Source organism: Dictyobacter formicarum, assembly GCF_016587435.1.
Genome location: NZ_BNJJ01000001.1, coordinates 512,166 through 526,118 on the forward strand (window position 1 = coordinate 512,166; position 13,953 = coordinate 526,118).

13 protein-coding genes and 1 pseudogene are annotated in these 13,953 nt (G+C 53.4%); 11 read left to right on the forward strand and 3 right to left on the reverse strand.

The window, feature by feature from the left end; genetic code table 11:
- Positions 1-185: 185 nt before the first annotated feature.
- A complete protein-coding gene (locus tag JMI88_RS01975) occupies positions 186-950 on the forward strand; it encodes a hypothetical protein (RefSeq protein WP_201360070.1) in 765 nt (254 codons plus the stop codon).
- Positions 944-1,846 carry a protein phosphatase 2C domain-containing protein gene (locus JMI88_RS01980; protein WP_201360071.1) on the forward strand — a complete coding sequence of 301 codons (903 nt, stop codon included), beginning with the start codon at positions 944-946 and terminating at the stop codon, positions 1,844-1,846. The genes JMI88_RS01975 and JMI88_RS01980 overlap by 7 nt, the downstream gene beginning before the upstream one ends.
- Before the next feature lie 78 nt (positions 1,847-1,924).
- Here JMI88_RS01980 and JMI88_RS01985 read toward each other — a convergent pair whose 3' ends face one another.
- Positions 1,925-2,398 carry a hypothetical protein gene (locus JMI88_RS01985; RefSeq protein WP_201360072.1) on the reverse strand — a complete coding sequence of 158 codons (474 nt, stop codon included), beginning with the start codon at positions 2,396-2,398 and terminating at the stop codon, positions 1,925-1,927.
- Positions 2,399-2,403: 5 nt separating this feature from the next.
- Entirely contained in the window at positions 2,404-2,616 is a 213-nt protein-coding gene (locus tag JMI88_RS01990; RefSeq protein WP_201360073.1) for a hypothetical protein, read from the reverse strand.
- 172 nt (positions 2,617-2,788) lie between these two features.
- Between JMI88_RS01990 and JMI88_RS01995 the strand changes: the two genes are divergently transcribed.
- The 5 genes and pseudogenes from JMI88_RS01995 (at position 2,789) to JMI88_RS02015 (ending at position 9,027) form a co-directional block, all read left to right on the forward strand.
- The gene (locus JMI88_RS01995) at positions 2,789-3,004 is read left to right on the forward strand and encodes a helix-turn-helix domain-containing protein (protein ID WP_201360074.1); all 216 of its coding nucleotides are present in this window, start codon (positions 2,789-2,791) and stop codon (positions 3,002-3,004) included.
- A 107-nt stretch (positions 3,005-3,111) separates the two neighbouring features.
- A complete protein-coding gene (locus JMI88_RS02000; protein WP_201360075.1) occupies positions 3,112-4,041 on the forward strand; it encodes a phosphotransferase enzyme family protein in 930 nt (309 codons plus the stop codon).
- Positions 4,042-4,145: 104 nt separating this feature from the next.
- Positions 4,146-4,277: pseudogene (locus JMI88_RS02005) on the forward strand (transposase); the annotation flags it as partial.
- Between the two features lie 97 nt (positions 4,278-4,374).
- Positions 4,375-7,623, forward strand: a complete 3,249-nt coding sequence (locus JMI88_RS02010) for a S41 family peptidase (RefSeq protein ID WP_201360076.1) — start codon at positions 4,375-4,377, stop codon at positions 7,621-7,623.
- Between the two features lie 282 nt (positions 7,624-7,905).
- Positions 7,906-9,027, forward strand: coding sequence for an ISAs1 family transposase (locus JMI88_RS02015; RefSeq protein ID WP_201360077.1), 1,122 nt, complete (start codon positions 7,906-7,908; stop codon positions 9,025-9,027).
- Between the two features lie 93 nt (positions 9,028-9,120).
- Here the strand turns inward: JMI88_RS02015 and JMI88_RS02020 are convergent, their stop codons facing one another.
- A complete protein-coding gene (locus JMI88_RS02020) occupies positions 9,121-10,206 on the reverse strand; it encodes an IS4 family transposase (protein WP_201360078.1) in 1,086 nt (361 codons plus the stop codon).
- A gap of 665 nt (positions 10,207-10,871) precedes the next feature.
- On the opposite strand from JMI88_RS02020, the gene JMI88_RS02025 reads away from it, so the two are divergent.
- The 4 genes from JMI88_RS02025 to JMI88_RS02040 all read left to right on the forward strand — a co-directional run bounded on the left by JMI88_RS02025 (position 10,872) and on the right by JMI88_RS02040 (position 13,952).
- Positions 10,872-11,072, forward strand: coding sequence for a YwbE family protein (locus JMI88_RS02025; protein WP_201360079.1), 201 nt, complete (start codon positions 10,872-10,874; stop codon positions 11,070-11,072).
- 32 nt (positions 11,073-11,104) lie between these two features.
- Complete coding sequence (locus JMI88_RS02030) at positions 11,105-11,863, forward strand: SDR family oxidoreductase (protein ID WP_201360080.1); 759 nt, start codon at positions 11,105-11,107, stop codon at positions 11,861-11,863.
- A 322-nt stretch (positions 11,864-12,185) separates the two neighbouring features.
- The gene (locus JMI88_RS02035; protein WP_236022770.1) at positions 12,186-12,851 is read left to right on the forward strand and encodes a hypothetical protein; all 666 of its coding nucleotides are present in this window, start codon (positions 12,186-12,188) and stop codon (positions 12,849-12,851) included.
- Positions 12,852-13,490: 639 nt separating this feature from the next.
- Entirely contained in the window at positions 13,491-13,952 is a 462-nt protein-coding gene (locus JMI88_RS02040; protein WP_236022771.1) for a reverse transcriptase N-terminal domain-containing protein, read from the forward strand.
- The last annotated feature ends 1 nt before the right edge of the window (position 13,953 follow it).

Below are 13,953 nucleotides of genomic sequence, written 5' to 3' on the forward strand. Positions count from 1 at the left end.
ATTAGTAGTGTGTAGAAGACATATTTAGCCACGTCACCAAAAGTTAGTATGTGTATCGCAGTAGTACATGCATCTTTTTTAGTGAATGATATATTTTTAGCGTGTATACTTTATCATTGGATCTCCAAACACTGTATCTATATAAAAACTTGTTGTAAAGGATTACGAAATTTTCTGGGGGATGCATGGAAGATATACACTCTATCCTTATAGGCATGCTGACAAATTTTGTCTGGGTGCCTGTCGGTGCGCTGCTGGCGGGCATCGGTTTCTGGATGAAGGTGCGTCTACCGAATCGAAAGCTCTGGCGTGCGAATGATCCATCGTGTCTGACAGTATGTGTGGCAACCTCGACAATGACCAATACAGGCCCTTACAGCCGCCCTTCTACCGGTATTGGACAGGTGCGCGCTCTAGCTCTCTCTGAGGGATCATTGATCAAGGCATATAGCAAAAAGTTGGACATTCGCAATATTATTTTATCCGTTGAGCCACTCCAAGAACGTATTGAAAATGACATGCTTATCCTTGGCGGTCCGAAAAATAATAAGGTGGCGGATAAGTTCCTGAACTTACTGCATGATGAGCAACCGGCCATGCAGATCAAGAGCATGATCATCTGGAGAGTAAATCGTGTGGGTGGCAGGTGGGTGGACCAGGGTGCCATCGAATATGAAGGCCAGGCTGTAAACCGCCACGTTGAGATTGATTATGGCCTAATTGTGCGTACTCAAAGCCCCTTTACGTCACGAAGTCGGGTTGCTATTCTTTTCTCCGGTTCTCATACATATGGTACAGTAGCAGCAGCGAAATTTTTCACCGAGGATTTGCATAAGCATCTACGAAAGCTGACAAAAGACGGCAGGAAGAATTTTTCTGTGCTCATTAGTACGCACGTTGTAGACGGGCACCCCACAAAGATGAAAGTAGAGAGAAGCTACGCATGGTAGAAGATACAGATAATCCTATCCATCAGACGGATTCTATCACCACTAAATATGAGGTTGTTGAGCAGGCACTTGTCTCGAAAACAGGGAGAGAGGAAACCTGTGAAGATGCTCTGTATGTCGGTTCTCACTTCGTGGCTGTAATTGATGGTGCTACTTCAAAGACTGACCGAAGATGGGATGGTAAGGCAGGTGGCAGAATCGCGGCCGAGATCATTAAGGAAGCGTTTGACCTTGTTCCGGCAGATACCACTGCTCGTCAAACAGTTGATATTCTTACGGCTGCGATCCAGGCTCTCTACAAGCAGTATGAAGTCACCGATATTTTACAATCTGATGGTGTTCAAAGAGCGATTGCTGGTTTCGTTGCTCTCAGCATTGAGAGGAAGGAAGTCTGGTTCGTTGGCGACTGCCAGTGCATAATCGATCAGCAACTGGTTCAAAATACAAAAAAAATTGATGAGGTAACCTCCAACGCCCGATCTCTGTTTCTAGAGAGCGAGATAGCCAGCGGAAAAACGGTCGACGAGTTGCGAGAACACGATACAGGAAGAGAATTTATCTTACCCCTTTTAAAACGACAGACGATCTTTCAAAATAATCCTGCGTCTGGACACTACTGGGTCCCCGTAATTGATGGGTTTGATGTGCCAGATGAAGGTATTCGAGTTATTCCATTGCCCGCTGATGCTACCACTATCGTGCTCGCTTCCGACGGCTATCCATATTTAAAAGACACCCTGGAGGCATCCGAGCAAGCGCTCCAAGAGGTCCTCCAAGAGGACCCATTGCTCTTCCATAAGTATAAGACAACAAAGGGATTGCAGCGTGGGAACGTTTCGTTCGACGATCGAGCATACATAAAAATTGCATTGAGGAAGGATACCCCTGGAGAGTAACAAAAGAGGTGGCCGAAGAGGCAGATGGAGATAAGAGATTAAGTCTCTTCGGCCCTCACACGTTCCAGCGTCGTTTGCTTACTCTACCGGTAGTAAACATCCTTCTTTCTGTATATACCCGGGGATAAAAATACAGCCGATCTGAAAGCCGTTTGGGCAGGCAGTGTAAGAGCGATAGGATAAGTGTGAAACCTGCTCGAGCCACTTTCTGGCCAGATCTCTTGCGTGCTGCTGATTGCGTGCATAGACAAAGTGGTACGCATCAGTAGGATTTTCTTCTCCATGCGCATCCGAACTGGCCCGTATAACCCAGAGAACCTGATACTCTTCCCACACCACAATGTCTACATTTTCCAGCGATAGCTCCAAGCCAATATGTTGTGCCAGGGCTGCGACTATTTTCTCGGCATCACGTTGAAAAACCGGTTGGCGCAGAAGCGCATGATACACGGTTCTCGTCTCTAATCCTGCAAGCGTTGCCAGAGTAGGAATATCAAAAAAATGAAACGTTCTGATCTGCTCTAAAGTCGGTTTCTTCTTTCTCTCTTCCATTATGACTATCCTATCGCTTGAATATAGATCTCAACAGTGATTTGTGCCGCTTCTTGCTCACCAACGATAGCCGCTAACTGCGCCTGTATATCGCCGATCGAGGTGTATTGATGATTGATGATGTCGTGAGATGCCGTGATCTTAAAGCCGCTCATTGCTTGCCTCATTGCCTCACATTCCATCTCTATTTTCCGCCTCAACAATGCAATTTCACTCAAGAGATGCTCCTTTCTATCCGATACGATGAAGAAAAAGCTCTAACATCACAATGATAGCATTACAATGTATAACATTTCAATGATATCCCTTAAATACTATCGTTATTACCATATTCTGCTAGTCTTTTCGCTCTGATACACTTGCTTTGAACGAATACATAGGAGCGTTATCATGTTGCGTCTCAGAGTAAAAGAGGTGGCTGAGGAGAAGGGGATAAGCATAGCTAAGTTAGCACGGAAGGCCGATTTAGATAATCGCACGGTCTATCGTATCGTCCACGATCCATTTGCTGAGATTACGACGATTACCCTTGCACGATTGGCTGAAGCATTAGAAGTATCGGTAAAAGATCTCGTGGAAGACGTTCCTCCCTCCTCTAACAAATAAATTTAAACGAGCCATATCTTTTTATTCATTTATTTTTTCTACTCTTGTTTGCGTTCCCTTACATTGACAAGTTTATAACAGTTTTATAACCACACAAAAAGGAATGCATGATGCATTTTACGTTGCCGGATGGAACACTGATAGCGGCACTCAGTGCCTGGCCGCTTCCCCAGCCTTTAACGATTACACGCATCCCCGGGGGATTCACAGCTGACGTTTGGTACGTTGATACCTGTCAGGAACGCTTTGTGGCAAAGTTTGCCTATGATACCCAGCAGACGTTCGAGGCTGGACTACAAGCTGCTGAGATTGTCGAACGTGCTGGTATTGCGAGTAGTGCTCCGTCACGAACAGCGACTGGGAAACAAACAATCATGGTGGAGGGCCCACCTACCCTCTACCACCCCTTAGCCTTACTCCATTTTGTGGCAGGAGAACGCCTGAATGTTAAACAGCCGGAGAGCGCATATCTCACAGGTTCTCTGCTCGGGCGCATCCACACTATTTTGCTCCGTGAACAGTTTCGTCCACAAAGCGGGGATCGCCTCTTTGCGTATCTAAAAGAAAACACAGCAGAGGTACAAGTTCAGGCAGGCTTGTCAGCACTGATCCATCAGGCAGTTAAGGCCGTAGAAACCTTTGAAGAAAACACCCCGGTCACCTATGGCACGCTCTATGGGGATAGCTTACAGGTTCTTTATGACCAGACCACACGGCAAGTAGGCCTGATCGACTGGGGAGCAGTCGGCTGGGGGCCACTGCTCTTCGATGTCGCTCTGACTGCAGAACATTTCACTTCCAGCCAGGCTCAAACTGACTATTTCTTACAAAGCTATCTGGCAGAAGCGCCAATCAATCCGCAAGAGTTGGCAGGGTTACAATACTACCAGGCGTTACACTCTGCGCAATTAGCCAAACTTTTCGCCTGGCGCCTAGCACATCAGGCAACGCTTGGAAATCCCGATCCCCTCGCCAATGAAATGGCGCTACGAGAAAATCGGATGATGCTTGAGCAACGCCTAAAGGACATCGTCTAGAGTCTGTTATGAACTTTTGATGAATGACGAGAGGGGAGAGAAAGAGAAGCATGACGGATTGCCTCTCCTCCCCTTTCTCCAAACCTTTTGGTATACTTTGAGGTATGAACAGAACCCCATATCTCAGCGATGTCAGTGATGAAGAATGGAGCTTTGTGGCCCCTTACTTGACCTTGATGACCGAAGAAGCGCCCCAACGGGAGCACAGCTTGCGCGAAGTCTTTAACGGCTTGCGATGCTGTTTGTCGAACTCCTCAGATTTTTGCTACAATAACACATATTCTCTCACTCAGCCTCGTTTCACGGCTGGAGTACGTTCCTGAAGGAGGATTCATGGGAACCACCGGCTATCTTCGCTTTCCGACCATCTATCGCGATCAACTCGTCTTTACAGCAGAGGATGACCTCTGGCGTGTCTCCATCAGCGGCGGCCGCGCCGAACGATTGACCGCTGGCGTGGCGGCGGCCACCAGGGCACGTTTTTCGCCGGATGGTCAGCAGATTGCCTTTACCGGCAGTGGCGAAGGCCCAGATGAAATCTATGTGATGCCCGCCGATGGCGGGCCGTCGCGCCGCCTGACCTATCATGCCGGGCGCTCTGAAGTGATTGGCTGGCAGCCCGACGGGGCACAGATCCTCTACGCCAGTTCGGCCGGGTTGCCCTCGCCCCGCTGGCGCATGCTCTCTGGCGTCTCTCCCCAGGGTGGTGAGCCAGTTCGGCTGCCCTATGGCATCGCCAACGCCATCGCCTTTGGCCCCGACGGTGCCGTTGTGCTGGGCCGCAATATCCGCGAGCCAGCCTTCTGGAAGCGCTATCGCGGTGGGACCGCTGGCTACCTGTGGATCGATGCGCAGGGAACAGGCGAGTTCAAGCGGCTGCTCAACCTCAACAGCAATATCGCTGCCCCGTGCTGGGTGGGTCATCGTATCTTTTTCCTTTCTGATCACGAGGGCATCAGTAACGTCTATTCCTGCCTGCCCACCGGCGAGGATCTGCGGCGCCATAGCAGCCAGGAAATGTTCTATGCTCGTAATCTCGCCACCGATGGGCATCTCTGTGTCTATCACGCGGGTGGCGATCTGTTTGTGCTCGACCCAGCCACCAACCGCGAGGTGCGGCTGGAAGTCGATCTAGCGGGATCGCAAACGCAGCGGGCGCGCCAGTTTGTCCCTGCGGGCAAATTCATGGACTCCTATGCGCTGCATCCCAGGGGCCAGGCAGTAGCCCTCACCACGCGCGGCAAGGCCTTCAGCTTGAGCAATTGGGAAGGAGCCGTGTTCCAGCATGGGCAAACCGATGGCCCGCGCTATCGCCTGATAGACTGGCTGGCCGATGGCAAGCGTCTGGTCGCTGTCAGCGACGCGGGCTATGAGCCGCACCTGGTTGTCTTTCGTGCCGATGGCTCATCACCTGATCGCATACTGAGCCAGCTTGATATCGGCCATGTGACCGCGCTGTGTGCCGCGCCGGTTGGCGATCAGGTGCTATTGGTAAACCATCGCAACGAACTGCTGCTGGTGGACCTGGCGGCAGAGACATTGCGCGTGCTTGACCAGAGCGACTATGGCCGCATTGAAGATAGCGACCTCGTGAATGGTATAGCCTGGTCGCCTGATGGACGCTGGGTCGCCTATGAACAGGCTATCCGCGCGCAGCAGATCATCATTAAACTGTGTCGCCTCGAGAGTGGCGAAACCTATCAAGTGACGGACGCGGTGCGGCGCGATACCAAACCGGCGTTCGATCCTGCCGGGCGCTACCTCTATTTCTTGAGCGCGCGCGACTTTGATCCGGTGCCCGATGCGATGCACTTTGAATTCAGCTTCCCCAGGGGCGTACGCCCCTATCTGATTACGCTGCGCAAAGATCTGCGCTCGCCGTTTCAGCCGGAATCGGCGCTGCTGCGCCCGGAAGATGAGGTGAAGCAGGCTGAGGAGAGGCAGAAAGAGCACGCAAGCCAGACACCCGCGCCTGAACGGGTGGAGATTGACCTGGAGGGCATCACCAACCGCATCGTGGCCTTCCCCGTTTCTGAGGGCCGCTACGGACAGGTTTTCGGCACCCGCGACGGCGCGCTCTTCACCTCGCTGCCAGTCGAGGGATTGCGTGCTGGTGAGATGTCCGACTTCAAACCGAAATCGAATGGCAGTCTGGAGTGGTATGACTTCGAGAAGCGCAAGCAGGAGCATATCGCCGATGAGATCGGAGATATCAGCGTCACCACCGATGGCACAATGATGCTCTGTTACTCTCATGATCGGCTGCGCGTCCTCAAGGCTGGTGAGAAGCCGCCAGAACTTTCCTCCCATGCCGCTGACAAGCCTGGCCGGGAATCAGGCTGGCTTGACCTGGAGCGCATCAAGGTTTCGATCCGCCCGGGTGCCGAGTGGCGTCAGATGTTAGGCGAGGCGTGGCGCCTGCAACGCGAGCAGTTCTGGGTGGCTGATATGGCGGGCGTGGATTGGCAGGGCGTCTATGCGCGCTATGCACCGTTGGTGGAACGGCTGACCTCACGTGGCGAACTCTCGGACCTGTTCTGGGAGATGCAGGGCGAGCTTGGCTCATCGCACGCCTATGAGTCTGGGGGCGAGTATCGTCCCCATCCCGACTATCGCCAGGGTTTCCTGGGTGTGGACTGGCGCTTCGATGCAGACGAGGGCGTCTATCGTATCGCTCATATCCTGCGCGGCGACCCCTGGAATCTGAAAGAGACGTCGCCGCTGCTGGCGCCAGGAGTAGATGCCAGGGTAGGCGACGCGGTGCTGGCGATCAACGGGCAGCGTCTCACGCCGGAACAGGGACCGCAGCATCTGCTGGTGAACCAGGCGGAGACAGAGGTACACATTCTCCTGCAGCCCTCCAATGGCCCGGCGCGCAGCGTGACCGTGCGCACCCTGGCCTCGGAGTTCGGCGCGCGCTATCGTGATTGGGTAGAGGTGAACCGCCGTCTGGTACATGAGCGGACGCATGGCCGCGTGGGCTATGTGCATATCCCCGATATGTGGGCGGATGGCTACGCGGAGTTCCACCGCTATTACCTGGCCGAGTATGACTACGAGGCGCTGATCATTGATGTACGCTGGAACGGCGGCGGCGCCGTTTCCGGTTTGGTGCTGGAGAAGCTGGCGCGACCCCGGCTGGGGTACGCGTTCCAGCGCTGGTCGCCACCCGATCCGTATCTCTATCATTCCCCGCGAGGCAAGCTAATAGCAATCACCGACGAGAACGCGGGCTCCGACGGAGACATCTTCTCCCATGCCTTCAAAATGATGGGACTAGGACCGCTGATCGGCAAGCGTACCTGGGGCGGCGTCATTGGCATCTCCCCCTATATGCCGCTGGCCGATGGGACCATCACGACCCAGCCAGAGTTTAGTTTTTGGTTCAAGGATGTGGGCTGGGGCGTGGAGAATTATGGCACCGATCCAACGATTGACGTCGACTACACGCCACAGGATTACGCGCGTGGCTTTGATCCACAGCTTGAGCGCGGCATCGCTGAGGCGCTGCGTCTGATAGAGGAGTATCCTGCCGCGACGCCGACGCCAGAACAGCACCCCTATCGAGGCTACCCCAAGTAGTCAGGAACCTCACGCCTGAAGGCGGAGGCTTACCAAAACAAGCCTGATCCTGACCAGTCTTAGTCTTGAAAAACAGGCTCCGTTCGGAAGGAAATAGGTACGGCGGGGTGCATGCCAACTCCGCCCTCTACGGTTCACCGTTAAACAGGCGTACGAGGTGAAGCCAGTGCGGTGAACGTCAAACCCCAGGGCTTTTTGAAAGTCGAGGGAGGTGAAAAAAAGATCGATCCTTGCTATACTGATTGAGCTTAAACATGACAGCCAGAAAGCGGGAACGATCATATGGACTATACCACATTGATGGCTCAGGTGGAATGTATGCCGGAGTTGAAAGACATCGATGCCCACAGTCTGTACGCGACCTTTGAACAGATCCAGGATGGACGAGGCAAACGAGGGATTCGCTATCCCCTCGCCCTCCTCTTGAGCTTGATTGTGCTGGCAAAACTGGCAGGCATGGATACTATGAATGGCGTGGTGGAATGGGTTCGTCATCGCGGGGCTTGGCTTGATACGCTCTTTGGTACCAGCTATCGGCGGTGGCCGTGCTTTTCCACCAATGTCTATGCGCTTGGCAAACTGGATCCCCAGGAGGCAAGCTTCTTGCTTTCCTCGGCCCTGCTGCGTCTGCAAGCCGAGTCGCATGCACAACAGGGCACCTACCAGCGGGGAAGGCAACGCGATGAACGGTTGCATGAACATGTTGCCTTTGATGGCAAAGCCTTGCGGGGAACCTATGGGCACCAGGATCCAGAGCAAGCAAGCGTTCACCTCTGTGCGTTCTATGAGGTGAAGACGGGGGTCGTGTTGGCCCAACGAAATGAGAGAGAGAAAGAAAACGAGATCAGTGCGCTCAAAGAGATGCTCACCCCGGACCTGATCAAAGGGCGGATTCTCAGTGCCGATGCGATGCATACCCAACGGTTTTTTTGTCAGCAGGTCACGCTGGGAGGAGGCCATTACGTGCTCATAGCCAAAGACAATCAGCCGACCTTGTGGGAAGATCTCAAGCTCTTCTTTGGGGATCATGCCCCCGATGTGCGATGGCAAAGCCACCGGGATGTGAGCAATGGGCATGGTCGTTTGGATATTCGTGTCACCACCTGCAGCCCTGATCTGCGTGACTATCTGGCCCAGGATTGGTGCGGTATTGAGCAGGTCTTTTGTCTTGAACGGACCAGTATCCAAAAAGGGAAACCGACAAGCAGAGAAGTGCACTATGGGATCACGAGTCTCTCCCCCATACGCATTAAGTTAAGCATAGTTCCCAATCGAGTCCCTCCAACAGAAGTTGGGCGGTGCTGGGATGGCTTCGGCGTCTTTGAATGCGACAGCCCGATTTCATCCCACGCACAATTGAATGCAAGGCCTGTTCTACCTTCCCTTCATATAAGGCAACCATGATACGGTTCGCTTCTCTACGAACGACCGCGGCTGCTTGAACCAAACTGCGCCAGGGATCATGCCAACAGCCTTCATGGATGAGCCATTGCTGGATCACCATAGCAGCCAGTTTCGCGTAGAGCTCGCAGAGAATGCGCCAGCGTTTCTTCGTGCGCCATTTGTCAATCTGACCATGTTTTTCCACAAACGGAAGAGCCGCTCGATTTGCCACCGCAGCCGAAGGAGCACCAAGGCTTCCGGCAAGCTGAGTCGAGCATGCGGCACATTGCTGACCACGATGGTCCAGCCTGCCAAATACAGCAGTTCCTCGGATGGCCTGGTGCTATGATCCTGGGCTCGCTCTCGAATGTGCTTGCGGCGCTGCTCAGCAACCTTCTCAGAAACCCGGATCATGATCAGTCGCACTGGGAGCCTTACCTGTTTGCCCAGGAGCACGCCCATCCCTTTGGCTTCTCCATCCCGCTGCGGTAACACTCCTCGCAGTTCGATCTGATGCCCAGATCTGGTAAAGAGGCCTGTCCCATATTGCCACCGCATCACAAAAAAGCGTTTGCTGCCCTCTGTGCGGTGAGCTAAGCCAGTTAAACGTCCCAAACTGAAAAAACCGAGGTCGGCTAGGTAGAGTCCACCATCAGGCAGCGTATCTGTGTTGAACGGACTCTTGGTATCAGTCTGTCGTCCATCCGTCAGCCGTGGCCCTTCCAACTTGCCACCCAGCACATCCCAACGCACGAACAACTTGACTGCAGCGGCATTGACCTGCTCCCCGTTTCCCCATCCTTGCCAGATTGAGGCTAACTCTGCGGGCAAGAGGATCGAAGAACTATCCTCGACGATGACGGCACGAAACCGGCGTAAGAGAGCCACATCGACTGCCTCTGCTTGTATCTGCACCTGCGTGAGCCGCTCGAGCACCTGTTGCAGAAAGGTGGCTGCCGCTTGAGTAAAGCGCTGGCTGAATCCCGAGGCCGTGACGTTGACCTCGCGGCGCGAGAGCAGTTGGACAAAACCTTCCACACGCTCATCAGGTCGCTGTAACCATCCTAGAATCAGTGCTTGCGCAAAATCGGCTCCGCTGATCACTCGCTCGCGTTCAATACATCCGGTCTCTCTCGCTAAACGCCCGGCTTCCTCTTCCAAGATCTGCTTTAACGCCTCAGCCTGCTGTGATACACTCATCGCTGTGAACTCCTTCTTCATCAGGAAAATCGGTTTGATGTTTGTTTTCATGATGTCAGATGGAGTCTTTTTTGGCCATCTTTCTTAACTTAATGCGTATGGGGATCACGAGTCTCTCCCCCACCCAAGCGGATGCTGCGCGCATTGGAGCCTTGCACAGAGCCCACTGGGCCATTGAGGCTCCATCGACGCCGAGATGTCACCTTGAAAGAAGATGCATCACAGATCCGAACCAAGCATGCTCCTGCAATGCTCGCGGTGCTTCACAACACCATGCTGGCGTGTATAGATTTTCTGGGAGTCAAAAATGTGGCTTCGCAACGGCGCTTTTACGACGCCCATCCATGGGAGGCTGCACGCTTGCTTTTTCAAGGGTTCTGACTTTCAAAAAGCCCTGACCTACATAGACTTAAAGGTGGACAGTCGCGCCTTTTGAAGCGTACAATAGGTGTAACGGTCTGTCCACTCGCTTTTGAGTGAGTGGCTCGGGTGTGTTATCTCTCCTGAAAGCAGCGGACAACAATGGACTCGTGAAGGGAAGGTTTGTTGCTCTGGATGGGAACGTCACATCCAACGTGTGATTGTGAAAATCAGGAAACACTTGAAATCCACTCTGATAAAATAGATATCTCTTCACCAGGGATGGTAGTAGAAAGCGAAACTGAATGCCAGATGGACGCACCCGCCAAGATATACGTTCGGGAATCGAAGTGTCAATCGTCCTCAAGCAAGACCAGCGAACGGGAAAACTGACCCGAGGAATCGTCAAGGATATTTTGACCAACTCCGCTTCTCACCCACATGGGATCAAGGTACGGCTTGTCGATGGACAGGTAGGGCGCGTCCAGAAAATCGAGGAGAATTAAACAGTAGAATGGCACACGAGGAAGAGAGACACATGAATGGAACGGGTCGCATCGCTCTCGTGACTGGTGCTGGAACTGGTATTGGCAAACGAACGGCATTACTGCTCTTAGAAGCTGGGTATTCCGTCGTGCTAGCAGGCCGCCGAGTCGAACCCTTGGAGCAGACGGTTCAGGAAGCTGGTGTGCCGAAGTCGCGCACGCTGGTGATGTCTATAAACGTGAGCGACCCTGAAGCTGTGTCGGCGTTATTCGCAGCAACGCAGGACACATTCGGACGGCTGGATGTTTTATTCAATAATGCAGGCGTGGGTGCGCCCTCCGTCCCGCTCGAAGATCTGAGGTATGAGCAGTGGCGTCGTGTGCTGGATACTTGCGTGACGGGAACATTTCTTTGCACGCAGCATGCCTTCAGGATGATGAAGCAGCAAAATCCGCACGGCGGACGTATCATCAATAATGGGTCGATTTCCGCGCATACCCCCCGACCCAATTCCGCCCCGTATACGGCGGCAAAACATGCGATCACCGGCCTCACCAAATCAACGGCGTTGGATGGTCGCCCATTTGACATCACCTGTGGGCAGATTGACATCGGGAACGCGGCAACTGAGATGACAGCCGGCATGGAAGATGGGGTGCTCCAAGCCAATGGCACAGTTGCTGTCGAACCAACGATGAATGCCGATCATGTTGCGCGGGCGGTGCTCTATATGGCGAGCCTGCCACTCGATGTCAATGTCCCGTTTGTCACCGTGATGGCAACCAGAATGCCTTTCATAGGTCGCGGGTAAGGCTATGTGGTTTTGTTGCAAGGAGGAGGGCGATCTGGTAGAGTGAGCGATGTGAAAACTTCATGAGCGAGGAAGGCACTGTAACTTAACCCATGGTGTTGCAGAGGGAAGCATAATATGAACTGAAAGTCACTAGTGCGCTTTTACACAGAGAGAGGCGAGAAAGCCCCGTCCATGAATGGCGGGGCTTTCTCGCCTCTTCTGTGATATGGGGGAAATGGCAGCAGGAACCATCGTTCTGGAACTTGCGTTCTTGCTCTCTTTCTGGTAGAATAGCGGTTAGTCCGTCGAGCGCAGGTGTGCAACCAGAGAAGGAGTGAGGATGCCGAAGAAACGCCAGGGATCACAAAAGCAGCACAAGGAGCAACGACGACGGCCGGCGACACCCACCTTCCTGCTCGAATTGCCACTGGTCGTCGATGCCGGGCAAGCCGCCCGCTTGCGTGCTCACCTGGAAGCGGCCCGGCAACTCTACAATGCCATCCTCTCCGAGGGACAGAAGCGTCTGCGACGCCTGAGGACAGACCCGGCGTGGCAGCAAGCTCGTGCCCTGCCTCGTTCCCACAAGAGCGAGCGAGCCGCCGCCTTCTTCGCCTTGCGCAAGGCGCATGGTTTCAGCGAGGCCGCCTTGCATGAAGCCGTCAAAGGGCTGCGCGTGGGCTGGATTGCCAAGCATATCGAGGCAGTGCTGGCCCAAACCCTGGCCACCCGCGCCTACCGCGCCCTCAATCGTGTCTGCCTGGGTCAGGCCAGGCGGGTGCGCTTCAAGAGCCGAGGTCGTGGTTTCTCCAGTATCGAGAACAAACGCAACGATACCGGTCTGCGCTTTGTCCTGCAGCCGCCCGATGAGGGCAACGCCGGCTCTCTGCTCTGGAACGGAGACCAACTTCCTGCCCGCATCGATTGGCAGGATGAGGTGGTGGTGGTAAATGACATCCGAAGTGAGCAGGTTTTGCCCTCCGACATTAGCACTTGCCCTCCCATATGAGCACTGGCACAAAACTACTTGGGCAAACCGCTCCCCATCAGGTATACTGTTTCTCAAACGGTGCGACACGAAAGCTGCTTGTGATGAGTGAAGTGTGAACTTTCAACTCAGTATCCAGAGTTGTCCCCAATTCCTCTCTGCGTTGTCAGTAATGATGAGGTGGAAAGCGAGGAATAATGTCTAAGGAAGCGTCTAGCCGAAAGAGGCAACCGGGCTAGGGGAAAACTGGAAGGATGAACGCAAGTGAACCTTTGATGAGGCTGCGTGATGAACAGGTCATTGGAACGGCTCTAACGATGATGAGTGGAAGGTATGTGATCAAAGTCCCGTTTAACCTTTGATGAGGATACCACCTTCCCGCAGTAAAGAAGGCATCCTCCCCAGTTGGATCTCATCCATGCAGAACGTGGAAACCCCAATGAGGTCTGATGGCCGATACCACCAGTAAGCCAACCGCAAGGAACGCCGAACTCCTTAGTGGGAACAAGAAGGATCAAAAAGCGAAGGCTATCAGCCGAAAGGCAACAGGAAGACATAACTGGATAGATAGGGCAATACCCACACCGAAAGGTGGCTGACGTGATCCTGGTGCATCACCCAAAGATCGATGTGAAAATTACTTGTCAAGGGAAAAGTTAGATGCAAGTACAACGCTTTGCAAACGGAACCGAGAAACAGACTGACTGGAACACCATTGATTGGAAGAAAGCCAACCGGACTGTTCGTAATCTGAGGCATCGCATCTTTCGGGCCGCACAAGAGGGCAACTTGAAAAAGGTACGCTCGCTCCAAAAACTCATGCTCAAAAGCTACTCAAACCGGGTCACAAGTGTTCGACGAGTAGCACAGATCAACGCTGGGAAGTACACGCCGGGAGTGGACAAATTGGTGATAAAAACACCGGATGCCAGAGGGAAAATGGTCGATGCACTCGCCCATTACTCGCTCTGGAAAGCCAAACCGGCACGCAGAGTCTACATTCCAAAGGCGAACAACAAACGCAGGCCGCTCGGAATCCCGATAGACGCTGTACACTACCCTTCTTTCCAAGCGATGTTCGGGATTCCATTTCTTCTCCTCCTGGTGGATCGGGAACTCTGAT